This window comes from Salegentibacter sp. T436, from assembly GCF_001932675.1.
In the GTDB taxonomy this organism is placed as follows: Bacteria; Bacteroidota; Bacteroidia; order Flavobacteriales; family Flavobacteriaceae; genus Salegentibacter; species Salegentibacter agarivorans.
Window position 1 is genome coordinate 1,480,673 of sequence record NZ_CP012872.1, and the last position, 23,133, is coordinate 1,503,805.

Here is a 23,133-nt window from a genome sequence, read left to right on the forward strand (position 1 = left end):
AAAGTTTTAAAAGTTTATTTCAAGACCCGCAGTTATCGTTCTCAGATTTCCAATCCCTGAAGAAGTGCGTTCGGGATCCATTCCGGAATATTCCGAGAAGGTCAATAGATTCTGGCCATGAAGAAAAAGTCTCCAATTTTCCATTCCAAATTTCCGCGTGAATGCTTTTGGCAGGTTATAGTTAAGTGTTATAGTTTTCAGGCGTACAAAAGATGCATCTTCAACAGGAATTGAAGTATTGATAGCATAGCCATAAGCAGTTCTTGCCTGTGCAGATTGTGAAATTTTTTGATAAACGGATTCTCCTGCAAGTGTAGCCAGTGCAACCGATCTTGAATTACCTACTGTCCCACCATCAAAGCTAGTTTGTAAACCTTCTTGCATTACAAACTCCCATAAAAATTGTAGGTTAAAATTTTTAAATGAAAAGCTGTTGTTTATGCCACCAAACAGTTCACGGTTTAAATCCTGGATAATTATACGGTCTTGGTAATCAAAGCTTCCATCTTCATTTACATCTCTTACCGTATAAAAACCCGTTTCAGGATCTAAGCCGGTATAATCAAACAAAAGGGAAATATTTAACGGGTAACCTACCCGATAGGTATTGGCATATGAAGACTGGTCAATATCGGGATAGTTAACCAATTCATTCTTTGGGAGACTAACATTTAAAGAAGTTTGCCATCTAAATTCTTTGCTGTCTATATTGAGGCTTGAAAATTCAAATTCCCAACCGGAGTTTTCAACTGTTGCAGGTAAATTGGCTTGTACTGAGGTGAAACCGGTAATCTCTGGAAGTGGATAACCTACCAATTGATTGGAAGAACGGTTTCGGTAACGACTAAATCCTGCACGAATACGTTCTTCAAAAAGACCTATTTCAAGACCTACTTCAAGTTTTTTATTAACTTCCCAGGAATAATTAGGGTTGGCCAGGCCAGTGGGGTATAATCCCCCGGGGCCATCGGTTGCTTCATAGGCATTTAAATAACCATAATCTCCTATTTGATCATTGCCTGTGGTACCGTAACTTCCTCTTAACTTCCCGAAGCTTAAAAATGGGAGTTTTTCTTTAATGAAATTTTCTTCGGTAAAAATCCAGGCAGTTCCTACAGCACCAAAATTGGCAAACCTATTATTAGGGCCAAACCGAGACGAGCCATCCCGTCTTCCGGTAAGATTAATATAATATTTTCTATCCCAGTTAATGCCAATTCTTGAAAATAGGGCTGCATATTTATATTCTGCACTTTCTCTTCTGGCATTTATAATTGATTCAGCTGCGGCGATATTGCCGATTAATGCTTCCGAAGCATATCCGGTTGCCCGGAAACCTTCCTGGTTTTGGATGTTTTCTTGAAAAGTAGCTCCTACTATTGCATCAATTTTTAAATTATTGAAAGACTTTTCAAATAAAATTTGTGGTTCCAAAATCCAGGATTTTCGGCCAGCGCTTAAGTGTGAAGAGTTATTCGGTGTTTCATCAGCAGGGTTATACGATTGGGAAGGTTGTTTTCTCATTTCCTTTGAATCATAATAGGAATATCCCATACTGGTTTTAAACCTTAATGCAGGAAAGATTTCGTAGGATAAAGTAAGGTTTGAAATGAAATTGTTGGTTTGCGTATTGCTGGTATTAAAATAGCCCTCCAGCGGATTATCAAGTCCGGCCACCCCCCATTCTTCCCAGGCCAGGGATCCATCATTGTTGAAAATTTCAGGTGCATTGGGTGGCAAAAATGCTGTGGTGGCATTGAATCCTACATTTCCCACTAAATTGTTGGTGTCAACTCCGTAATTTAGGGAAAGACTTAGGTTGAATTTATTGTCTCCAGAGCGATGATTAAGATTTAGATTCCCGGTTACTTTTCGGTAATCATAATCCCCGGGATAAACTGTGCCCTGGGTATAATAGGAGCTACCAAATCTAAATGAAGTAGTTTCATTTCCACCTGAAAAAGTAATATTTGCATTAGTTGTTTCAGAAGTCCCTCCATAAAGAAATTCCTGCCAGTCGGTATAACGATCCTGATCCCACAATAAAAGATCATAAGCATTTCTTTCTGTGGGCTCAACTCCGTCGTTTTCAAAAGCTGCTCTTCGAATCTCAAGGTATTCTTCGGTATTTAATAAATCCCATCGATTAGGAACTGTTGCCATGCCAGTATAAAATCTTGCTTTCACGCTGGTCCCAATCTCACGTCCTTTTTTTGTGGTAATTAGAATAACTCCGTTGGCTCCCCTGGAGCCATAAATAGCGGTAGCATCGGCATCTTTTAAAACTTCTATACTTTCAATATTAGAGACATCCAGGTTATTTAACGGATCTATCCCCGCACTTGACATAAGGGAATTACTTTCTACCGGGGTTGAATTGATAGGAACACCATCTATAATATATAAAGGATAGTTTCCTTCTTCCCGTAAACTATTGGTTCCCCTAATTTTTATAGTAGGAGCCATTCCAGGATGGCTGCCACCGGAAGTAACTTCTACCCCCGCCATTCTACCGGCCAGGGCCTGTATAGGACTTACCACCGGTTGTAGTTCTATTTCCTCTGCGGTAACTCTTGAAATATTCCCAGTTCGTTCTCGTTCAGTAGTATTGTAATAGCCAGCATTAATTTTTACTTCGCCAAGGGCAGAAACATCTTCCTCTAATTGAATGCTAATTTCTTCGTTGTTATCTACCGGGATTTCTACTGTTTTAAAACCTATATAGGAAAAAACCAAAGTCCCATTGGCAGGAGCAATGATGTTATATGCTCCATCCAAATTAGTTACTGTTCCTCTATTGGTATTTTTTACTGTAACGGTAACACCTGGAATAGGAAGGCCGTTTTGATCTTCTACTACACCTGAAACTTCTTGCTGCTGCAAGGGCAGGGGAGTAGTGGTTGCTGCATTAGCAGCCTTGGACAGGAAGAAGAGTACCCCGCCTATAATAATTAGCGCCACCCATTTAAGGCGCGAGTAATTATTTTTCATAATTTTACGTGTGTTTTGAATGAAACATTGTTTTATTTAAGCTTAGGCCTTCCCCACACAGACGCCAATCTTTAGGAGGAAGGTCTTTTTGCTTATAGGCTAATTCAAACTTTTCTTCAATAGCAATTTCTTTTTTTTCTAAACCGGTGCCCAAATACCGGTTTCACTTAAACCTATTCACCAATAATTTTACCCAAGGCTCCAGCGGAGCCCCACCCAAAAGCCGCTGAAAATTATAGGGCTCACAACGGCGACCCACGGGATTGTTTAAGTGATTTTTCCTGCTCCCGCAAGCTAGGAATTAGTGAATACAGCTGCGATTTTGCAACCGGTGACCGCTTTGGCCTGAAATAAATTATAGTGTAGGTTAATTTATTAAATACCAAAACCGGCCCTGCTCACCTAAGAACGCAAATTTTGGATTTGCACGAATAAGGAAAACCTATTACATTTATAGCATTGCGAATAACCATATAATGTAGTGTCTTAACCCTTCTGGCAATGCCTGTTTATTTTGCACAGGTAGCGGACCGGTTACGCCCTCATTATTCTGGGGCGCATTTGATGTTTTTTGATATAGGTTGTAACGATCGGGGTTGTACCTTAAGGCTATGGTACGAGACAAAACCTTTTGCCGGTTTACTACCGTAGAAGTGCTTTAATGGGTCTGTTCTTCTCGTTTTCATAGTTTTCAAAATTATGTAAACGATTTGCTGATAGATGAGATACAAAAAAACGCCCCTCACACTTCTGTCCGAAAGGGTAAAACGACCAAGCTTTAACCCCGCCTTAGCTTCGAAAAGCTTTGACGTCCATACAGAAGTTTAACGCGAGAGGCGTCCGCCAGAAAGGCTCTGTAAAGATACCTATTTCTGGCAATTTTGGACGAACTCACGGTCAACTCGTATGGAAATGCTTGGTCTTTTTTTCGAACGAGCAACATCGTTAGTTCTCTCCCAATATGGGAGTGACAGTATTTTATGGATTAATTAAATCCGTACAAGTCTCATTAATAATGATTTGAATTGTTATCGAAACAAATATAAGAAACATTTTTTAATAAACCAATATGTTGGTTTAAAAAACTTATGATTTATGTCTAATAAAAAGGTTTTAATTACAACTGTCTACAGTGAAATATCTCACTTAGATTATCTTTTTATCCTATACATAAAACAACTTCGAGAAAGGAATAATTGGACTCAACAAGACTTAAGCAAAAAGATGGGAGTCTCAAAAAGTTTTGTAGGTAATGTTGAATCATTTATCCAACGCCATAAATATAGTATTAGACATCTAGGTCTTTTAGCAAAAGCATTTCGCTATAAATCGGTAGCAAATCTATTTGACTTTCCAGCTCCAGATTATGATATGATAAAATTGACATTAAAAGTTACCCGCGTTATTCAAGATAGCGGAAAGGTTAGGAATAAGTCGGTAGAGGTTGTGAAGGTGGAGCCGATTGAATAGTGATGTGCGAGATTTTGTATTTTTGTCTTAACTCTCACAACCGTGCGAGTATTAAAAACGAGCAGATTATCCTTCAATAAAAAATTTTATATTTAAATTTCCATAAAGAATTCATTTTAGATGAAAGAAGAAAAATCTTATTCCCGGAAGGAAATAAATGAGATATTTAGCCAAAATGGACTTGATTTTAATTTCGAAGAATTATTGAATCTAGATTCAGACATAATATGGTGGAAAAAACTAAGCTACGATTGGAAAATTATTATGCTTTATAATCACAATTATGAATATAGGTTTTTTACCAGTGGGAGAATAAAAGACTTCAATTCAGTACTAGATGAAATTAAACAATACAACAAATTTGAACTAAAAAAGTTCATTGATGAACTAAAAGAAATCAAAGATTGTTTTTTTAATTTTGATACGAGCCTTTTGATAACTGATTTTAAACCATTGGAAAACTTTTTGAGAATTGAAAGGTTATTTTTAAATGGTATGAGGTGCTGTAATTTAGAAACTATGCCAACTTTAGAAAGTGTAAAGTTTTTAGATGCTAAAAACTCAGCGTTAAATTCTCTTTTAAATATTTCAAAATTCAAAAATTTGGAACATCTGGATATTCATAATACACATATATCTAATTTAAACGGAATTGAAGAACTTAAAAAATTGAATTTTTTAAATGCAAGTAATACTGATATTGATTCACTAAATGGATTAGAAAATCTTAAAAATCTAAAATATCTATCAATATTTCGGACTGAAATTAAAAATTTAGATGCAATAAGAAAACTTGAAAATCTTCGTACTATTTACGCGTATTCAACTAATATTAGGGATTTAAATAAGTTAGCCGAATTAAAGAGCCTTGTAAAAATTAATATTAATAATACTTCGATTAACGATCTATTACCATTAAAAGAAAACCATAATTTACAAGAGGTTGCTGCTAAGGGAACAAATGTAACTCTAGAAAATGCAGAAAAATTAAATGCTTTGATGCCCGGAACAATTATTTTACTACAATAAATACTTACAACAGAGCGGTTCATCGCAAATATCCGGTACCGTTAGAAAGAAAATAATTAACTTGACAAACAAACCTATACTAAGCCGACAAATCAGTTACTCCGCCAACATGCGATAACCGAGACCATTGGCGGTAATTTTTGTCATTCTTTATTATTAAATAGTTGAATTTTAAAATCAAATAATTAATGGGAAAAATTGGCAGACCTCAGAATGAAGTTAATGCTATGAAATACGAAAATTTTCTCAAGAGAGGTTTTCGATTCAATAGAAGAGTAAGTAGAGCAAGTAAGAGTGAATTGATTAATTTGATAAATTGTGAAAATGGAATCAAACATACATTCCTACCAAATAGAGAGAAACAATTATCTGAGATAAAAGGTAGATTAATAAAAGCTATTGAATTAATTATAAAAAATAATCATTTGGATAAGATTAACGAGAAAGCGTTAAGTGATTTATCCATAGAAGTAAATAATGCTAATTCATCATCAGATATTAATAAAATTGTAGAATCTGGATTATATTTTTCACAAGAAAATAAATAGCAAAAAATATATGGAATTTGACATAACAGATATTGATAAAAAACTACTTATAAGGACATTATTAGCACACTCTGAACCAATTGGATTGGGGAAGGCAGAATATAATACTCGAAAATCTCATCGAGAAATCGTTGATGGAATATCGGATCAAGAATGTGATTATTTATTAAGCGAATTTAATCATTCTTCAGAAAAACCTTCAACATTTGGAATTCTAGATTATCATATGGGAAACCGATGAAACTTAACTTTTTTCGAAAACAGAATGGACAAGTAATAGTAAGTTCAGATGACTATGATACTCGAAATGGAAGATATAGATTCTTATAAGCTATGCTAAATACATTTCATTTAGATGAAATAAAAATCACTAAAAAGGGATATCAACAATTCGTAATGACGGATTTACCAAGTGAATTAGAAAGAAATAAAGAAGAAAAAAAGTTATTTAGAGATTTACTAAGAAATTTGACCGAAAAAAAAGAAAATTTTGGAAAATACTGGGAATTTGACCTTGAAAAGGTTGATTACACACCATCAATTATGAGATAAAAAACTACTGCCAACTTAAGTCGGTTCATCGGAAAAAACGGGTATTGTGTAAAAAGTGTAATTTTTAGAAACCAGAGAAAAAGTGCTTAAGCTAGTAAATCCCTTCTAATCTAAATCACTAGAATTTTTAGCTTACAAAAGTAGTTTGTTTGCATAAATCCCCGAAAAATAGTAAGTTTATAACTTAGTTTCTTAGTGCAAATGGAAAATAATAGAAAATACAAATTAAGAAAGGCAGCTTTAAAACCTGGCGTAAAAAATAGGAGATTTAAAGTGTTGGAAGATGATAGAGATCTTTCCTTTATAGGAGCGATTGCTGCTAGTGCTACAAATGAGGCTTATCATAAGGCTGTAGCGATTTCAGAGAGTATTATCGAAGTAGAAGATGGTAAAGTGATTCGCAAACAAAAGGATGGAAGTTTTGAAGTTATTCAAACCTTAGCACCTCGAAAGTCAGTACAAAAAGGAAAGACAATTACCATACCTTAATTTATTATGGCCAGCAAAAGATTGCGAATGTTTGCAGGCCCTAATGGCTCCGGAAAAAGTACCATTTTTAATAAAATACGTTCGCAATTTAGTCTGGGTATTTATCTTAATGCCGATGAGATTGAGTATCTCTTGCGCAACCGGAACCAGTTGTCCTTAAAGGCATTTAATCTTAGTGAATCCCACGGACTAAAATTTAATAAATTTCTTCAAAATCATTCTCTTTTCCAGAAAGCTTCTTCCCAGGGTTATAACATAGACCTTAATTGCCAAAATGGTATAATATCTAACCCTAATAATGCCACACATTCTTATGAGGCTTCAATTCTTACGGATTTTTTAAGAACCGAATTAATTCAGGCTGGTCAAAAAATTACATTTGAAACGGTAATGTCACATCCTTCTAAAATAGAAACACTTAAGAAAGCCAAGGAATTAGGTTATAAGAACTACTTATATTTTATATGTACAGAGAATGTAGAAATTAATAAAGCGAGGGTTGAAGAGCGTGTGAAGAGCGGTGGTCATAATGTGCCTCCCGAGAAAACAGAACAACGATATTACAGAAGTCTTGAGCTACTGCCGGAAGCAATAGAAAATTCTTACCGGTCATTTATTTTTGATAATAGTGAAAATACCTCGAAATTAATACTCGATGTTTATCAGGGCAAGAAAGTTACTTTTCAAACTGAAGAAGTGCCGCTTTGGGTAGATAAGTATTTTTTGAATTTATAAATATAGGTTGCTAAAAAATTTATTCAGGAGTATGTATACCCCTCGAATATTTAATAGTTAGTTAAGTTTGAATTTGCCGTGTTTTAATGTTTTTGCAGGTAACCAAGACAGTAACTATGATGGTAACCAAGATGTAGATTATAATAAATTGGTGGAATTAATTAACAAACATAATTTGGAGGGCTTTTTTCCGGAAAATGTAAACCCAACTGAAGAAATTTTGGAGGATAATTTGAATATTTCAAACCAAACAAAAAATTTTAAAACCCATATTGAATCATTGTTTGAAAATAAACTTCTAGGAAGAACAATTAAGGACAAGCCAACAAGCAAGCTACAAAAATATTATACCACCCCTTTAGGAAAAGTAGTCCTTGCCGTTTATAAGAAAAATAAATAAGTTCTAAGAATAAAAGTACTACTTGTATAAATACAGCATAAAATATCCCGTTGCATTTAACCAAGCCAACAAAAAAAATGTTCCAATAGAGAAGGTTACGAAGGATAATAGGTTGAAATTAATTTGTCCTGTGTGTAAGGATAATTTTATAGCTATTATTAATCACCGAAATCCACATTTCAGACATAAACCCAATACTGAGTGCTCCGGCAATTTAGAGTCTTATATACACTGGTTAACAAAAGAGGTTTTTAAACAAATTGGAGAATTGGATATACCTGAACTCTTAATTGATGACCTTCCCGAAAAACATAGGCAAAAATTTCAACTCGATTTTAATGCGATACTAGATACAAATATACCTTACTCATTTCAGGGAGAATTTAAAAAAGGATTAAAAGCAAATCGTATGCGTCCGTCTAAGTGCATCTTTTCTGAGAACCGTGTAGGTTATAATTTAGCAGTCTAAATATACTTAAAAATGACTCGATCTTCTACCTCAGAAATGCGTAAGCTGGTCACCAGCTTTTATGAATCAGATCAAAATCAATCCGCTTTTGCCCGTGCCCATGGAATCAGCAAAGGCAAGCTATCCTATTGGATCCAGAAATTTCCCAGGGAGCAAGTTACAAAACCCGCTAAAAGCAATTTTGTTTCCTTATCGGCCGACCCTTCTACCACACCGACATCCTCCAGGAGTATGCACATCCGTTTAGGTAATGGCGTAGAAATTGAAATTCCCCTGTAATGTTTGCCTTAAGCAGTTCCCTGAATTACCAGTTATATCTTCCTGGTACCGATATGCGTAAGAGTTTTGACGGGCTATGTGGTTTGGTGCTTGGAGAATTAGGTCATAGTCCCCAGGATGGTTCGGTCTATATCTTTATCAATAAAGCGCGCAATAAAGTCAAGTTGCTGCACTGGCAGTCCGGGGGCTTTGTGTTATATTATAAACGCCTGGAGCGTGGTACTTTTGAGTTGCCCGATTACGATGCATCCGTGGGAGGACTCCAGCTGGATTACACCCAACTGGTAATGCTCATAGACGGGGTAGCCATCACTAATATTACCCGGAGAAAACGCTATAAAAAAGCCCAATAAATGCTGGTATATTTTTAACAAGGGTTGTATTTTAGCTACCCGATGACCTACCAGGAGCTACAAAAAGAAAACGAGCAACTTCGAGAGTCCAATGAATTCTTTAAGGAGAAAATTTCCGCTTTGGAAGTGCAACTCGGGCAGCTCTATAAACTGATCCAGGGTTTTAAATCGGAACGTTTTATCCCAGAAATCCTGGAACAGCAACTATCGCTTTTTTCTGAAAAACAAGATGAACCGGGGCAAATAGCTGCACCTAAAGAAACGATCACCTATACCCGGGAAAAACAAAAACACCCGGGACGTGGTAGTTTGCCGGAACACCTTCCGGTGCGGGAAGTCATTCTTGAACCAGAAGAAGATGTAAGCACGCTGAAAAAAATTGGCGAGGAAGTTAGTGAAACCCTGGAATATACCCCGGCCAGCCTGGTTAAAAGACGTACCATTCGTCCTAAATATGCCAGGAAAGACCAGCAAGGGGTGGTAATCGCGCCAATACCACCGCGTCCTATCGAAAAATCTATTGCCGAGGCCTGTTTACTGGCCTATATCCTGGTGAGTAAATATATTGATCACCTGCCATTCTATCGTCAGATCCAGCGCTTTAAACGAGAGTTTGGGTGGGAACCGGCCTCCAGTACTTTAAGTGACTGGATGGCGAGTTGTTGCCAGCTGTTGGAACCTCTTTATAATACCTTGAAGCAAAAAATCCTTGAAGACGGGTACATCCAGGCGGATGAAAGTGTGTGCCTTGAAGCGGCCTAAAGTAATGCCGCAGGCTGTTAGATTGATGGTGGTAGACCCACCGTAGGGGTTGACAGACAGACCCTACAAACCACCTTGTGGTGCTTTATTTCGAAAGAATGAGGTGCTGAGCGACAAGGAAAAGGCGAGAGAATACTCGTCAGGTGAATTTCAGTGAGCTGAACGAAAGTGAATCACTGGTTAAGTTAAAGTACCGATATCGCCAGATTCTGTCGAAATCGGAGAATTGTGTTTCTTCTCCGAGAATAAAACTTAGTGGCAGTAACCTGAAGTTGACTAAGTGACAGGCGGTACAGAGGTGGCAGGACACTGAAATAGGCGATCTAACGGAACAAGGGAATTTGTACAGGGATGGTAAGGGAAATGCACAAGCGGAAACCCCGTGAGGCAGAAAACCAATGAACTGTACAGAGGCGGACTAAGCCGTAGTACTGCAGAAGTCTCTGTAATGGAGATGGAGGGAAGGGCTTAGCCAGATTAGTTTTATGTAAGACACAACTTTGAAAGAAGGATGATTGATTATTATGAAACAAAACAACATCCAATAACCAAGAAAATGGTATTGGATGCGTACAAGAAAGTAAAGTCCAAAAAGGGCAGTGCCGGAGTCGATGGACAGAGTTTACAGAATTTTAGGGAGAACCTCTCTGGAAATTTGTATAAAATCTGGAACCGTATGACCTCAGGCAGTTATTTTCCGCCTGTTGTAAAGGAAGTTCGTATAACCAAGAAAACAGGAGGCTTTCGCAGTCTCGGAATTCCTACGGTATCGGATCGCATTGCGCAACAGGTGATTAAAAGTTACTTAGAACCCAAGGTGGAAAGCAGTTTTCATCAGAATAGTTATGGATACAGACCCAGGAAAAGTGCGCATCAGGCACTGGAGAAAACAGTGTCCAGATGTGGTTATTACAGTTGGGTGGTAGACCTTGATATTCGTGGATTCTTTGATAACATTGACCATACCCTACTGATGAAGGCAGTAGAAAGGTATACAAAAGAGAAATGGGTGTTGATGTATATTGGAAGGTGGTTGAAAACAGGAGTATCCAGAGAAGGTGAAATCACCGATAGAATAAAAGGTACTCCTCAAGGCGGCGTCATTAGTCCGCTACTTGCCAATATATTTCTTCACTTTGCATTCGATAAATGGATGCAAATCCATCACTCCAATATGCCTTTCGAACGATATTGCGACGATGCCATCATACATTGCACATCAGAGAAACAAGCATATTTCATTAGAGAGGCTGTTTCTAAACGGATGAAAGCTTGTAAGTTGGAACTCAATAGTGAGAAAACTCACATTGTGTATTGCAAGAATCACGTGCACAGCGAAAGTCACAAGAATACAAGTTTTGATTTTCTCGGTTACACGTTCCGCCCCCTCAGACGACCAACCAAAAATGGTTGGAAACTGACTTACTTTCCAGTAATGAGCCACGCCTCAAAGAAAGAAGCAAGGCGAAGACTTAAGAAGGTTGTCAATAGAAAGTTTCGGGGATCCATCCAAGAACTGGCACAGATAATCAACCCTATGATAAGGGGCTGGTATCAATATTTTTGCAAGTATTCGAAATGGACAACCCGTGGACTATGGTATTGGTTAAACAGGAAAATAGTTAGATGGATTAGGAGGTACAGAAAGCGCAGTAGAGTGCAAGCTCGAAAATGGCTAAAAAATGTGTACAAGACTAACCCACAATTGTTTGAGCATTGGAAACCTGTCTTAGATATAAAACCTTACTAATTGTACCGTTAATCTGGAAGCGCCGTATGATGGGAGACTATCACGTACGGTGCTGTGAGAGACTTGGGGTGAAATTCCCCTTGTCTACTCGACCCGATAAAGGTGCTGGATAGTGATAAAAAAGGCAGCACACATCAAGGCTATCAATGGGTCTATCACGACCCCTTGCAAAAACTGGTGCTCTTTAATTACCGCAAAGGACGCGGGCAACATGGTCCCAAGGAACTCCTTGATGGGTATAAAGGGTACGTTCAATGCGATGGTTACACGGTATATGATAAAATCGGGTTAGATCCGGATATTACTATGGCCGGTTGCCTGGTGCATGCCAGGCGAAAATTTGTGGATGCCCGGGACCAGGATCAAGCAAGGGCAGAAAAAGCACTAGCGATATTTAGTGAAATTTATAGGGAGGAACGAGCGATCAAAGAAGCAGCAGCCGGGGATGCAGAGATGCGAAAGGAACTAAGATTACAAAAGGTGCTGCCGCTACTGCAACAGATCAAAACCTGGATCCAGGAAGAACAGTTTAAGGTGTTACCTAAAAGTGCGATGGGGAAAGCCATGACGTATTTTATAAATCAATATCCTAAGTTCGAGGTGATCTTTGAAGATGGCAGGATCGAATTGGATAACAACCTTATTGAGAATGCTATTCGTCCATTGGCTCTCGGCCGAAAAAATTTCTTGTTTGCAGGCTCTCACAAGGCTGCGCAAAATGCGGCTATGTTATATTCCTTCTTTGGGAGTTGTAAAATGCAGGGTGTGAATCCCCAACAGTGGTTAGAGGATACTCTGCAAAGAATACCTAATCATAGCATCCAAAAACTGGAGGAGTTATTGCCCGGCTATCAAAAAGCTTAGCAAGCTTCCCTTGAGAGATACCACAAGAATCCTATACTAAAATATAATTATGAAGAAAGTGACTTATAATGAAAAGGACAATAGTGAAACTTCTGAATTAGCCGGTCTGATCAGAAAAATAGACACTTTAGATGCGCAGTATGTAAATAGGATTTGTGAGGAAATATTTAAACATCAACCTTTCTTCCTAACCGTTCTTCTAGGTTACAGAGCAGATGTTTCCCCGCAGGAGTTGGAAGAAATAATGAAAATTTATTTTTTAATATGGGAGTATTTTGGATCAAACGAAAATCTTCCCAAAAGGAAAGTGACCCAGGCCCAGTTCGAAAAGCTTCAAAGGGGTAATAAGCATATGCTTGATTATAGTGAAGGAGAACCCGAAGAATCCAGAGAAAAGATTTATACAGATACATTGCAGAATCTCCAATCTAAATCCTTGTGGACAGCTGTGCTCTTCAGATATAATAACAGACCAGTACTAATCAATATGGATCGGGAGAACAAAGGAATAATCCTTTTAGGTATTCTTAGCTTTATTCAGAGCTTTGAAACCCAGTAGAGTTTTATAGATGGCAGGGATAGATAAGGAAGGGAATGATGGGGAATATATCTCTACTAGAAATGACCAGAATCCATAACTTCTAAAAACACTGGCTCGGACGGATACAGCAAATCTAACTGATAGTAAAAATTTAGCAATAGAAGGAATAGAAACCGAAAAGGAGTATAATACCGAGCTGGGGAAGGTTAGAATTGACATTGTAGCGACCGTTGGTGATAAAGAGTATTTTATTGAACCATTCTTTTCGAACTCTATAGATGATGATAAGAAGAAAAAATTATCACGAATCAAAAAGCCTACTTTGTCTATAGACCTCGTAGATTTCCTTGATAATTTTTATTTCAATTTTTCATTTGAGACATTGAAGAAATATCTTATTTCAAAAAAAAGTAAAAAGTGGGAATATTTGTCCGAGGATGAATATGGTAGCTATGTAGAGGGTTATCAGCAATATTTATTTGAGGAAATTGAGAGGAATAAATTTTTAATTGATAATCACAATTCTAAACTTGAAAAAATTGCAACCTTAGAAGAAGAATGCGATAAACGTAAGGAAAATATCAATATTCTTAGAAAAGAAATTCGAGAAATAGAAGATGAAATTCTTTCTCTAAAAGATGAACTTAATGTCCCATATTATTAGGAATTATAATAACGGTAAACGGAGCATATTTGGTATTCGCATTCAATCCAACCAACTTGAGTCAGTAAATGACAGGATGTTAAGTTTATTAACGCACTAATATTAATTACTCCTAACCAATTTAATATTCAATGAATAATCGATTAAATAATATAATTAAAGGTGATTTTAAGAATTTCGACCGCTGGATTGAAGTTTTGAACCGGCAAAGGAACTCTTTATTTGATATGGAGAACCAAAGTGAGGAAGAGTTAACAAATTTGACTTACGAAACTTCTGGCATACTTGGGGAAATTGCTGATTTGGCTATAGAATATGGAAATTTTAAAGATGACTTTGATACAAGTAAAATGTACGTGAATTTATATGGACCATCATTAATAATTGAATCAAAAAAGACTGGCGGCACTTATTATTTAGCAACTGATTTAGAAGGGATTTACTTAACAACATCATTTCTTCATGCTGATAACCTGAAAAATATGAGCGATTCTTTTTGGCTAGAACTTTTTAAGCTAAAAAAATTCAGTGGATTTGAGTATGAGGAAAATTCATTTTTCTCAATCGATGTGCAAAGAAAATATCCTGAATTATTTCATACTTACAAAGATACATTGTTCTTAATGTTTAGAAAATTCTTTTTATCGCATACAGAAAAACATAATGACATAGATATTGGAAACTTCAAAGTTAAATGGAAGCCTGACGAGGATTTCAGTAAAATGATTTCGGAAATATGTTTAGCATTTAAATCTATGTATAAAATGGACTATCAATTGTGGAAAATAACTGACTTGCGAATGAAAAAGAATGATACTAGGAAGTAAGCCTTCCTGTTGGTGGTACGGACGAATGTATATGCAAATTTTTAGTATCAATTATTTATAGCAGCTCAGAGGTCACAAACATACCAAAAATTATGAAGGGAGATATACATTATAGTCTTCACTAAAAAGGCCGAGAGAACCAGAGCAATAAAATCTTGCCTAACACTTGAAAAACCATAAAGAATCGTGTAAAGTTTTAATTACTGAATTTCCTTTTCCGGGTGGTTCACTTATGTACCTTGGTAAGATATATAATATGCTAGAAACTCTCGCCTCAGCGCTGGATAAAATAAGCCCCGCCTCATACGGGACTTATTTGCAGATTAATATTAGATAACGCCGTCTTTATCAGCCGCAAGTCGCCCCCATCATCTGCAAGGTGTTGGCCACTCCTTAACCGCTATCTTCAACTTGAATTCAAATATAAAGGACTTTTAAATAACTGTATATTACAAGCTGGGAAACTTAATTTTTTCTAAATTGGTTTTTAACCAGTGAGAATATAGAAATCTAAGGGAGATATAATAAATAAAAATGGGAGTTATGAAGTCATTAAAAATCCAGCTTGCTTTCTTAACAATCATACTATGTTTTTCATCTTGCAAAGAAAATAATGTAAGTAAAGATGCCTTCAGCTCTAAGGAAATGCTCATCAGAATAGCAGAATTAGAAATTTATCCTGAGTACATAGAGGAATATAAGGAAATTTTGAAAGAAGAAGCTGAGGCCTCTGTTAGGGTGGAGCCCGGGGTCGTTTCAATTTTCCCCATGTATCAAACGGAAAACCCTAACCAAATAAGGATTTTAGAAATTTATGCTGATAAAAAAGCATACGAGTCTCATTTGGAAGCACCGCATTTTCAATATTATAAAACCAATACCCAGAGAATGGTAAAATCTCTGAAATTAATAGATATGAAAGCAATTGATGAAGAGTCAATGCCAGAAATATTTAAAAAAATTGACGGACATAATTAGCAGATTTTCTGTTAATCCATTACTGAATATATCTTTAATAACCCTGAAATTAATCTCTCCCGCATCTGTATTTGCAGAAGATATTCTTGGAAATGGAAAGATACTACTGAGGTCACCGGCACCTTTCAAAAAATTTAGGTAATTGCCATCACCTAAATTTAAAAATTGATTACACTATCCAATGCATCATCAGCTTCCTTATGAATAAAATTCGCTTGATAATTTATGGTGGTAGTCACCGATGAATGACGGTAAAGCTTTTGCAGCATTTGAATTGGGATTTTATCCCCAGAAATATTCCCAAAGCTGTGCCGCGCAATGTGCATGCTCATTTTTTTCTTGATCTTTAGTTTTGATGCCACCCTTTTTAGGAGCCGGTTTAGGTTTCTGTTTACACTTTGGGTTCTAATAGAAACTCTATGGGTATCTGATAGGTCTGTGTCTTTGAGATAATCAAAAATTAAATCCTGTAGGGAATCTTTCTTTCGATACTGTTTGAATATAGCCTCAGCCTTTTCTGGTGTTTTAAGGGTTACCAATTTACTGTTTTTGTTCATTCGGTACATTAACCTTCCATCATTAAAATCTGACCATTTTAATTTTAATACATCACCTACCCTGATCCCGGCAAAATAAAAACTGATAAGCCATACATGCACGGCTTTTTGCTGAGGTTCTGTCAGATCGGCGGCATTTTCCAGGCGTTGTATCTCTTTAAGGTTTAAACCAATTTTCTGGGTTTCTGGAATTTTGATCTGAATTTTTCCTTTTCCGAAGGGATACATACCTCTGTCAACTAAAGATTCAGATATGGCAAGATTGTAAATAGTTCGTATTAAAATCAGATAGTTCACTACCGTACGCGGTGAACGCTTTTTATTATGAAGTAAATAGGCTTCAAATTTTTTAAGAAGTGAAACAGTTATCTCATTAAAACCTAATTCGTTTTTCTCTATAAATTTTTTTAGCTTTTTTAAGCGACCTACCTCAGTATCATATTGATGATGTCGATTCCTGTTTTTTAAATTTTCCAGATGCTTATCTGCAATTTCAAAAAAATCGACTTTTTTATTCTGTGTGATTTTCCTTTTTATGGATCTAACGTTTTGGTATTCTTCACTGCTTTCAGCTTCGAGAACTTTCTTATTTGCTTCGGCAATTTTCGATATAATAAAATTGTTGATGTAATTGGCATTAGGATGTTTTTTCCTCACACACCTATTTGTTTTATCCCAGTATTTTTCTTCAATATATTGACCGGTACCCAGAAACGTACTTTTTCTGTCTTTTGTGATCCTAATTGCTATCGGAAATTTATTTTCTGAGTTCTTTTTTTTACGTAAAACTGCTCTAATGGTTGCCATAATAAATACATTGAATTATAAATATAGTAAATTATGGGTACAACATAGGTACAACATTTATTAGTTTCAAGCCTTATTTTTTAATATTAAAAAAAATTACACCAATCATAAATCATTGAAAAACAGGTGTTTTAGGCGCTTTTGAAGGGTGAGGGTTGAAAACTCATAACCCGAAGGTCACTGGTTCGAGTCCAGTTCCCGCTACTAGCAAAGACAAGGCTTCACAGAAATGTGGAGCCTTTCTTTTTTTTACTGGGTACAGAATAGGTACAGAATATCTCATTTTTCAAAAGTAAATTTTAATTGATATTAATTGCTTTCATTTACCCGTGAATTTTATGAATTTAGTCTTAGGAGGTCAAGTTCTACCAGGTCTATGAGAATATTTGCATCATTAACAATAATTCTCATAAAGCGATAAACTCTTTTCTAAATGCTGCCAATTTTAAATTAGCCAAATTCGCAGCTTTACTTAAGGAAATAATATCCTCTGAAGCTGCCCGAAATAAAAGTTGGTTAAACCGATTTGACTTTTCTATTCCAATATAATTACCTAAATCTCGCTCTTCCTTATTCTTAGCCATTTTTATACAAAAGCCTCGATAATAATAATCGGTAATAACCCCTAAATCTTTAGCCCTTCGCATAATTGCCTGTACAGATATACCGTATTCTTGTTTGCTATTTATTAGCTCATTAAGACTAATGGAGGTACGTTTTTCACCCAATTCTTTAAAAAAGGTTTCTTTAGGAATTAACATCGCTCCGGCAAACCTAAAACAGAGTTTTTCAATATCCTTATGCTCTAAATTTTTATTAAAATTTAAAAGCAGGTGCCCTAATTCGTGCAAAGCAGTAAGGCGTTTACGTTCTATAGCATAGTTTTTATTCAGGACCACCACTGGGTAAACTTTATCGGCCCAGCCGGAAAAACCGTCAAATGCTGGGGGCGCGTCTATCTCTACTACTTTTATTTCTTTTTCTTCTAAAAATTCCACCACGTTTGGCAAGGCATTAAAGCCCAGTTTCCATTCAGTTAGCAAAGTATTTACCGCATTTTCGACATCATCGCCATCATTGATAATTTTATCGCGGATAGGATTTTTAAATTCAGATTTAATTTCCAGAAACTGCTCGAGTTCCAGGTATCGCTCAACCATATCCTTTACCTGTTCCTGGATTGCATTTAGTTTTTTAGTCCCCAATTTTTTCTTTTTCCGAAATTCAACTTTTTCGATTTCTACATTGTAACTTCTAAAAAAATAATCGGGCTTTACATTGAGGGCTTTTGCCAGCTGGATCAACACATTGGAATCTGGTAGCATTTGCCCTTTTTCATATTTGGAAATAGCATTTTTAGAAACCAGTTTATCTATTTTTTTCACGAGATCGTCTTGAGACATTCCGGCAAGAATTCTGGCACTTTTAAGACGTTTAGAAAAAATAGCTTGCATAAGGTTAGGTTTACAAATATTTGCAAATATATCTATTTGTCAACTAAGAGCGTGTATAGGAAATCTTAAAATTTATTTGTTTCTTTTTATTATTCGATTCTGTGTACTCCAATAGATTTCCGTTTAGTGAAAAATAAAAAAGAACGTAAACATTACGTCATACAGCATTCAAATTAAATGAAATTTTGAATTTGATCATCTAATCTATAACGGCTCCCCATAGTTTTTATTCGTACTAGTATGCAAGTAGTCTTTATTATGATACGCAGGTTTAAAATTTTGATCTTTTTTTATTTCGTCAGCTTTTAGTATCCAAATTTTTGAATTTCCTTAGTTGTTGGTTAGCGTATAAAAAGTAGCTCTTCCCTTGCCTTTACGTTTAATAAGTTCCTTGTCCAGCAATTCATTAAACACTTCTTTTGTTTTTGTTTCTCCTATTTTCAATAGTTGAACAGCTTTTTTTCTAACTATTTGGTGGTGGTCCATTAGATATAGTAGTAATTGCTTTTCTTCTTCTGATAATCGGTCGTAATCGGTCGTAATCGATCGTAATTGATTGTTTTGCGTTCGGTTGATTGACTGGAGTTTCTTTTTTGTGAACGATTTCGATATACATAAAATCATTCTGCTCTTCTATTTTACAAAGGCTGCCCATAATCTTTATCCTTGGTAGTATGTAAGTAGTCCTTATTAGCGGACACAGGTTTAAAATTTTGATCTTTTTTTATTTCATCAGCTTTCAGCATCCAATTTCGGGCACAGGCTTGCCAGTTTGTAATTGGATGCCCATTTAATTTCCAACCTATAGATTCGTAAAAATTATAAAATTTTTTAGCCTCCTTACTACTTCTTCTTTCTTTTTTAAAATAGGCAATAACTACTTGTTCATTTTTTGGACAAAAGGTTTGAAGAAGGTTTATATTATGTTTATCATGTTTATTAAAAGGTACCAATTTTTGGACAGGTACCTGTTCAGAAACTGGATAGGTGTTGTCCATTTTTTGGTCAGAAGGTGTATCAAATCTGAACAGCTCGATGAGGGATCCCATATGGGGACTAGTGGTGGGACGGTACTGGAGATACCCCCAATTGTTTAGATCCCGTAGTAGTTTGTGATAGGTCGTCCTGGAACGTATTTTGGCGAGTGCCATTACTTGTTTACTGTTAATCCTTATGGTTTTCGGAAAACGTTTCTGATTCCATATTTCAAAAAAAGCCAGATACAGGCTGCGGTGAGAGGACGAGATATTTTCGTCATCAGCGAATTTTCGTAATACTCCGTTCAGCTGGCTAATGTAATTAACGTCGCTCATTTTTTGTAGTTTTCAGATTTGTAAATCGCTTTGGCTTCCCTGTATATTTTCACATACTTCAATTCGACTCTTTCTCTGTAGCTTCCGCCAGGTTTTTGTGGACTAAGATTTATGTACTTGATATTTTTGTTTTAGTTGTACTACGCTATTTCTATCCAGGTTTAGCCGGTAATAGTCTTTAGAAAATGAAGGCTGGTGATACTCTAGGTTTTCCAGTAGTAGGAGCAGGTCACTATTAAATTTCGGGGTGGCAGGTTCGGCTTCTTCTTTTTGAACTGTGGGGGTGAATATTAAGTCCTCCATATCAGGAATGCGCTTGGATTTTTTACCGTGCTGGGGGAGTTCTTCAAAGAGAGCGGCCAACATTGCCTGTGTAGGTTTGGTCTGGTTTTTTTCGATATCACGAAGGATGGCAATAAAGCCATCGATACGTTTTTTGAGACTGTACTCCAGGGAGTTCATATTGGGCCCGAGGTTTTCTTTTGGGAAAGCTTATTTTGTTGAAAAAAATCCAGCATAGCAGTCATTGTATTGGTATGCGATTTAAAGTGTTTTTTTGAAAATTCCTGGAAACGTCTGGCAGTTTCCTTTTTGAACCTGATGCCGATAAATGAGTCCATAATTCGCCGATTTGTCGCAAAATCTTCCCTAAAAATGGGCTCTGGCGGGGCATTTGTCGCAAATTGCAAAGTATTAGGAACCTGTATAAATTTTAAATATCTGATAATCAGTTATTTAAAAACAAAAAGGAGTGCTTAACATCGCGTAGCGTGTTATCCTCTTGCTACTCCTTTTCGTCCCGCAGAGCGGGACAAAAATTCCGTACAATCTGCCTTGAAAGCCAGTTGCCTCTTTCCTGGAAAAAATTTCCGGGTTATAATTTTTTTGATGTGCAGGTCTATCGGCGAAAGTCAAAAAAGGGATATTCCTGCGTAAATTTTGAATGCTGAAGATCAGCGAAATAAATATAGTAATTTTTATTTAGATGAATTTAAGAGCTAAAAAAGCCTTTGAAAAAATCAAAGGCCTTTAGGTTTAAAGAATTCCATTATCTGCAAAACTATAATAATCGCCACCGGGGGTAAGTATTAAATGGTCTAAAACTTTTATATCAAATAATTCTGCGGCCCTTTTAATTTTATGGGTCAAATCCTTATCGGGGTTACTGGGTAATAGGGTACCCGAGGGATGGTTATGAGTAAGGATAACTGCAGTACTAAGGCTCTTTAGGATAACCCCAAAAATAATGCGTAAATCTACCAGGGTGTAGGTGATCCCTCCTTTGGATACTTCAAAGATCCCTTTTACGCGATTATTATTGTTGAGCAATAGGAGTTTAAAACTCTCGCTGACTTCTATTTCATCTTTATCCCAGTTGGAAAACAATACTTCTGCAGCGGTAGCGGAAGAGTTTATTTTTGGGGTCTCACTAAGTTTTACTTTGCTGCGATAGGATATTTTTATTTCACTAACTTTGGTTTTCATAATTATTGATTTAATAGATTAATAATTAAAAGAGGGCGCGATTTTCGATGATGACGCCCTCTTTGCTTTTTGATTACTTTTCACTAGCTTCCTTATTTCCAAGGAATAGAATTTCATTTACCAAAATTTCTGTAACAAATCGTTTTTCTCCGTTTTGGGTTTCGTAGGATCGGGAAGTCAGTTTTCCGCGGATGGCAACTTCTTTTCCTTTGTCAACATACTTTTCGATTAGCTCGGCCTGTTTTCCCCAGGCCACTACATTGTGCCAGTCGGTTTGTTGGATTTTCTCACCCTCTTTGTGGTAGTATTCATTGGTAGCCAGTGAAAAACTGCATACTTTTTTACCACTTTCAAAGTTTTTGGTTTCAGGGGCATTCCCCACATTGCCGATTAACTGTACTTGGTTTCTTAGATTACTCATAATTAAAAGATTTAGATACCTGCTTTTTTTGCAGGTTGATTAAACATTGATTTACTTTTTATATCCGGAGCGTTTTCTTTTTTTGATTTTTTTACTTCGCTTCCGGGTATGTTGTTTTGAAATGATTTCATAATTTTTATTTGTTGATTTACTTCTTACAGAGCCGTTTGCTGTTACCTTTTTTGATGCTGATACAGTTGCTAATATTTAGAATTAGGGAGGACTTATAAAAAGGAGGGACGACTGGCTTATGCAGTCCGTACTAACTTCTAAATATTGGTATTTTGCATTACAAAAAAGGTAGAGACAGCTACGGCCGGGAAGGAAATGGAAATACTGAAATTGAAAAACAACCGGAAGCCAAGTAAATGCAAGAATGTAATCCGATTAGGCGGGCTTCCTTATTGTTTCAATTTCAGCCAAAATTTAAATGCTAAGTGGTCCCTACTATTTTAGCAGGAATTTCGGGGCAAATGAAAAGGATGTCCAAGACCTTTGTAAAGAAGCGCTTTTCCCGGAATGGAGCTTTTGCGAAATGTAGTTGGAATGGGCTGAACGGGTATTAAAAAAATATAACTTATAAAAATCAACATTATAGTATGGCTATTGGTTTTTTAATTTCAAAATATATCGATGAACAACAAGTAAGTTTTCGGAAGATGGATTATTTTGGAGCCTCTATAAGTTTCTTAAAATTTTTATTTAGATAGTAGAACATTTCATCCTTCGCAAAATCTTTTAAAGTAGCAAGTTCGGCTACCATTTCTTGAAATAAAATGGAATGATATCTTTGGTTTCGAGAGAGTGTAAAGGGGGCATCAGATTCTAGTAATATACGATCCAAAGGTAGCTTTTGAATGATATTTCTTCCATTTTTTGAGTTTAGCATTCGCATATTGACAGAAAAGTAATAGCCATTGCTAAGGGCATTGTCTATTAGGTTTGAGGGACCGGAATACCAATGTAAAATTATCTTTCCTGGAAAATTAGCCCCTATGATTTGAAGAACATCTTTTTCAGCCTTGCGGCTGTGAATCGTGATAATTTTATCCCCGGAAGCTCTACAAGCTGCAATTATCTTCTTAAAAACAAACAGTTGCTTATGAAAATCGGCTGCGGATTTTTGATGATTATCCAAACCAATCTCACCAATATATCGTGTTTGACTAAGGAGGTCAAGGTATTTCGGTAATTCCTGGTATCGTTCCGCAACCAGTTCAGGATGGAATCCCAAAGCAGCTCTGGTATATTTAGTGCCAAGACTGAGACGTTTGGAATAGAAAAATACACTCGGGCTGTTGGTCACTGCAATGGTGTAGCATTTATTTCTCTCGATTTGCTGAACTACAGCTTCAGGATCTTTCATAAGATCCAGGTGAAAATGCGTATCGTGGA

Annotated in this window: 26 protein-coding genes and 1 pseudogene; 18 read left to right on the top strand and 9 right to left on the bottom strand. The window is 36.3% G+C overall.

Features of this window, described 5'->3' with window-relative positions; genetic code table 11:
* Positions 1-6: 6 nt before the first annotated feature.
* Positions 7-2,991 carry a SusC/RagA family TonB-linked outer membrane protein gene (locus AO058_RS06675; RefSeq protein WP_075325757.1) on the bottom strand — a complete coding sequence of 995 codons (2,985 nt, stop codon included), beginning with the start codon at positions 2,989-2,991 and terminating at the stop codon, positions 7-9.
* Between the two features lie 1,095 nt (positions 2,992-4,086).
* On the opposite strand from AO058_RS06675, the gene AO058_RS06680 reads away from it, so the two are divergent.
* From AO058_RS06680 to AO058_RS06765, 18 genes are all read left to right on the top strand, one after another.
* Positions 4,087-4,461, top strand: coding sequence for a helix-turn-helix domain-containing protein (locus tag AO058_RS06680; RefSeq protein WP_057482310.1), 375 nt, complete (start codon positions 4,087-4,089; stop codon positions 4,459-4,461).
* A gap of 120 nt (positions 4,462-4,581) precedes the next feature.
* Entirely contained in the window at positions 4,582-5,490 is a 909-nt protein-coding gene (locus tag AO058_RS06685; protein WP_057482309.1) for a leucine-rich repeat domain-containing protein, read from the top strand.
* A 188-nt stretch (positions 5,491-5,678) separates the two neighbouring features.
* A complete protein-coding gene (locus AO058_RS06690; RefSeq protein ID WP_057482308.1) occupies positions 5,679-6,038 on the top strand; it encodes a hypothetical protein in 360 nt (119 codons plus the stop codon).
* Positions 6,039-6,048: 10 nt separating this feature from the next.
* Complete coding sequence (locus tag AO058_RS06695) at positions 6,049-6,279, top strand: hypothetical protein (RefSeq protein ID WP_057482307.1); 231 nt, start codon at positions 6,049-6,051, stop codon at positions 6,277-6,279.
* Between the two features lie 92 nt (positions 6,280-6,371).
* Entirely contained in the window at positions 6,372-6,590 is a 219-nt protein-coding gene (locus AO058_RS06700) for a hypothetical protein (RefSeq protein WP_013073378.1), read from the top strand.
* Positions 6,591-6,791: 201 nt separating this feature from the next.
* Entirely contained in the window at positions 6,792-7,079 is a 288-nt protein-coding gene (locus AO058_RS06705) for a hypothetical protein (protein WP_013073377.1), read from the top strand.
* A 6-nt stretch (positions 7,080-7,085) separates the two neighbouring features.
* Positions 7,086-7,814 (top strand): zeta toxin family protein, encoded by a 729-nt coding sequence (locus AO058_RS06710; RefSeq protein WP_013073376.1) that lies wholly within the window; start codon positions 7,086-7,088, stop codon positions 7,812-7,814.
* A 67-nt stretch (positions 7,815-7,881) separates the two neighbouring features.
* Positions 7,882-8,214 (top strand): hypothetical protein, encoded by a 333-nt coding sequence (locus AO058_RS06715; RefSeq protein WP_103294481.1) that lies wholly within the window; start codon positions 7,882-7,884, stop codon positions 8,212-8,214.
* A gap of 22 nt (positions 8,215-8,236) precedes the next feature.
* Positions 8,237-8,683: a competence protein CoiA family protein gene (locus tag AO058_RS06720; protein ID WP_041579123.1), complete on the top strand. Its 447-nt coding sequence runs from the start codon at positions 8,237-8,239 to the stop codon at positions 8,681-8,683.
* Positions 8,684-8,719: 36 nt separating this feature from the next.
* Positions 8,720-8,962 (top strand): IS66 family insertion sequence element accessory protein TnpA, encoded by a 243-nt coding sequence (gene tnpA, locus AO058_RS18925; RefSeq protein WP_442974487.1) that lies wholly within the window; start codon positions 8,720-8,722, stop codon positions 8,960-8,962.
* On the top strand, positions 8,962-9,315 hold the full coding sequence (gene tnpB / locus AO058_RS06730; protein ID WP_013073372.1) for an IS66 family insertion sequence element accessory protein TnpB: 354 nt from the start codon (positions 8,962-8,964) through the stop codon (positions 9,313-9,315). Before tnpA ends, tnpB begins: the two co-directional genes overlap by 1 nt.
* A gap of 42 nt (positions 9,316-9,357) precedes the next feature.
* The gene (locus AO058_RS06735) at positions 9,358-10,077 is read left to right on the top strand and encodes an IS66 family transposase (protein ID WP_232228896.1); all 720 of its coding nucleotides are present in this window, start codon (positions 9,358-9,360) and stop codon (positions 10,075-10,077) included.
* Between the two features lie 511 nt (positions 10,078-10,588).
* Positions 10,589-11,827: a group II intron reverse transcriptase/maturase gene (ltrA, locus tag AO058_RS06740; RefSeq protein WP_013073370.1), complete on the top strand. Its 1,239-nt coding sequence runs from the start codon at positions 10,589-10,591 to the stop codon at positions 11,825-11,827.
* Positions 11,828-11,929: 102 nt separating this feature from the next.
* Positions 11,930-12,691 (top strand): IS66 family transposase, encoded by a 762-nt coding sequence (tnpC, locus tag AO058_RS06745; protein WP_013073369.1) that lies wholly within the window; start codon positions 11,930-11,932, stop codon positions 12,689-12,691.
* Positions 12,692-12,740: 49 nt separating this feature from the next.
* Entirely contained in the window at positions 12,741-13,250 is a 510-nt protein-coding gene (locus tag AO058_RS06750; protein WP_013073368.1) for a hypothetical protein, read from the top strand.
* A gap of 304 nt (positions 13,251-13,554) precedes the next feature.
* Positions 13,555-13,896 (top strand): hypothetical protein, encoded by a 342-nt coding sequence (locus tag AO058_RS06755; protein WP_103294480.1) that lies wholly within the window; start codon positions 13,555-13,557, stop codon positions 13,894-13,896.
* Between the two features lie 131 nt (positions 13,897-14,027).
* Positions 14,028-14,723, top strand: a complete 696-nt coding sequence (locus AO058_RS06760) for a hypothetical protein (protein ID WP_013073366.1) — start codon at positions 14,028-14,030, stop codon at positions 14,721-14,723.
* A 543-nt stretch (positions 14,724-15,266) separates the two neighbouring features.
* Positions 15,267-15,701 (top strand): putative quinol monooxygenase, encoded by a 435-nt coding sequence (locus tag AO058_RS06765; protein ID WP_041580114.1) that lies wholly within the window; start codon positions 15,267-15,269, stop codon positions 15,699-15,701.
* A gap of 158 nt (positions 15,702-15,859) precedes the next feature.
* Here AO058_RS06765 and AO058_RS06770 read toward each other — a convergent pair whose 3' ends face one another.
* The 8 genes and pseudogenes from AO058_RS06770 to qatD all read right to left on the bottom strand — a co-directional run bounded on the left by AO058_RS06770 (position 15,860) and on the right by qatD (position 23,104).
* Complete coding sequence (locus tag AO058_RS06770; RefSeq protein WP_013073363.1) at positions 15,860-17,065, bottom strand: site-specific integrase; 1,206 nt, start codon at positions 17,063-17,065, stop codon at positions 15,860-15,862.
* 407 nt (positions 17,066-17,472) lie between these two features.
* Complete coding sequence (locus tag AO058_RS06775) at positions 17,473-18,519, bottom strand: helix-turn-helix domain-containing protein (RefSeq protein WP_075325758.1); 1,047 nt, start codon at positions 18,517-18,519, stop codon at positions 17,473-17,475.
* A gap of 330 nt (positions 18,520-18,849) precedes the next feature.
* A complete protein-coding gene (locus tag AO058_RS06780) occupies positions 18,850-19,143 on the bottom strand; it encodes a hypothetical protein (protein ID WP_075325759.1) in 294 nt (97 codons plus the stop codon).
* A 14-nt stretch (positions 19,144-19,157) separates the two neighbouring features.
* Complete coding sequence (locus AO058_RS06785; RefSeq protein ID WP_075325760.1) at positions 19,158-19,832, bottom strand: hypothetical protein; 675 nt, start codon at positions 19,830-19,832, stop codon at positions 19,158-19,160.
* 102 nt (positions 19,833-19,934) lie between these two features.
* Positions 19,935-20,452 (bottom strand): annotated as a pseudogene (locus AO058_RS18865) (BfmA/BtgA family mobilization protein).
* Positions 20,453-20,867: 415 nt separating this feature from the next.
* Positions 20,868-21,317: a JAB domain-containing protein gene (locus AO058_RS06800; protein ID WP_075325763.1), complete on the bottom strand. Its 450-nt coding sequence runs from the start codon at positions 21,315-21,317 to the stop codon at positions 20,868-20,870.
* A 73-nt stretch (positions 21,318-21,390) separates the two neighbouring features.
* Positions 21,391-21,738, bottom strand: a complete 348-nt coding sequence (locus AO058_RS06805) for a single-stranded DNA-binding protein (RefSeq protein WP_075325764.1) — start codon at positions 21,736-21,738, stop codon at positions 21,391-21,393.
* A gap of 664 nt (positions 21,739-22,402) precedes the next feature.
* Positions 22,403-23,104: a Qat anti-phage system TatD family nuclease QatD gene (gene qatD, locus AO058_RS06810; protein ID WP_198036142.1), complete on the bottom strand. Its 702-nt coding sequence runs from the start codon at positions 23,102-23,104 to the stop codon at positions 22,403-22,405.
* Positions 23,105-23,133 lie beyond the last annotated feature (29 nt).

Coding starts and splice junctions, on each gene's coding strand:
- AO058_RS06675 (WP_075325757.1), bottom strand. CDS start 2,991: ATGAAAAATAATTACTCGCGCCTTAAATGGGTGGCGCTAATTATTATA.
- AO058_RS06680 (WP_057482310.1), top strand. CDS start 4,087: ATGTCTAATAAAAAGGTTTTAATTACAACTGTCTACAGTGAAATATCT.
- AO058_RS06685 (WP_057482309.1), top strand. CDS start 4,582: ATGAAAGAAGAAAAATCTTATTCCCGGAAGGAAATAAATGAGATATTT.
- AO058_RS06690 (WP_057482308.1), top strand. CDS start 5,679: ATGGGAAAAATTGGCAGACCTCAGAATGAAGTTAATGCTATGAAATAC.
- AO058_RS06695 (WP_057482307.1), top strand. CDS start 6,049: ATGGAATTTGACATAACAGATATTGATAAAAAACTACTTATAAGGACA.
- AO058_RS06700 (WP_013073378.1), top strand. CDS start 6,372: ATGCTAAATACATTTCATTTAGATGAAATAAAAATCACTAAAAAGGGA.
- AO058_RS06705 (WP_013073377.1), top strand. CDS start 6,792: ATGGAAAATAATAGAAAATACAAATTAAGAAAGGCAGCTTTAAAACCT.
- AO058_RS06710 (WP_013073376.1), top strand. CDS start 7,086: ATGGCCAGCAAAAGATTGCGAATGTTTGCAGGCCCTAATGGCTCCGGA.
- tnpA (WP_442974487.1), top strand. CDS start 8,720: ATGCGTAAGCTGGTCACCAGCTTTTATGAATCAGATCAAAATCAATCC.
- tnpB (WP_013073372.1), top strand. CDS start 8,962: ATGTTTGCCTTAAGCAGTTCCCTGAATTACCAGTTATATCTTCCTGGT.
- AO058_RS06735 (WP_232228896.1), top strand. CDS start 9,358: ATGACCTACCAGGAGCTACAAAAAGAAAACGAGCAACTTCGAGAGTCC.
- ltrA (WP_013073370.1), top strand. CDS start 10,589: ATGATTGATTATTATGAAACAAAACAACATCCAATAACCAAGAAAATG.
- AO058_RS06750 (WP_013073368.1), top strand. CDS start 12,741: ATGAAGAAAGTGACTTATAATGAAAAGGACAATAGTGAAACTTCTGAA.
- AO058_RS06760 (WP_013073366.1), top strand. CDS start 14,028: ATGAATAATCGATTAAATAATATAATTAAAGGTGATTTTAAGAATTTC.
- AO058_RS06765 (WP_041580114.1), top strand. CDS start 15,267: ATGAAGTCATTAAAAATCCAGCTTGCTTTCTTAACAATCATACTATGT.
- AO058_RS06770 (WP_013073363.1), bottom strand. CDS start 17,065: ATGGCAACCATTAGAGCAGTTTTACGTAAAAAAAAGAACTCAGAAAAT.
- AO058_RS06775 (WP_075325758.1), bottom strand. CDS start 18,519: ATGCAAGCTATTTTTTCTAAACGTCTTAAAAGTGCCAGAATTCTTGCC.
- AO058_RS06780 (WP_075325759.1), bottom strand. CDS start 19,143: ATGATTTTATGTATATCGAAATCGTTCACAAAAAAGAAACTCCAGTCA.
- AO058_RS06785 (WP_075325760.1), bottom strand. CDS start 19,832: ATGAGCGACGTTAATTACATTAGCCAGCTGAACGGAGTATTACGAAAA.
- AO058_RS06800 (WP_075325763.1), bottom strand. CDS start 21,317: ATGAAAACCAAAGTTAGTGAAATAAAAATATCCTATCGCAGCAAAGTA.
- AO058_RS06805 (WP_075325764.1), bottom strand. CDS start 21,738: ATGAGTAATCTAAGAAACCAAGTACAGTTAATCGGCAATGTGGGGAAT.
- qatD (WP_198036142.1), bottom strand. CDS start 23,104: ATGAAAGATCCTGAAGCTGTAGTTCAGCAAATCGAGAGAAATAAATGC.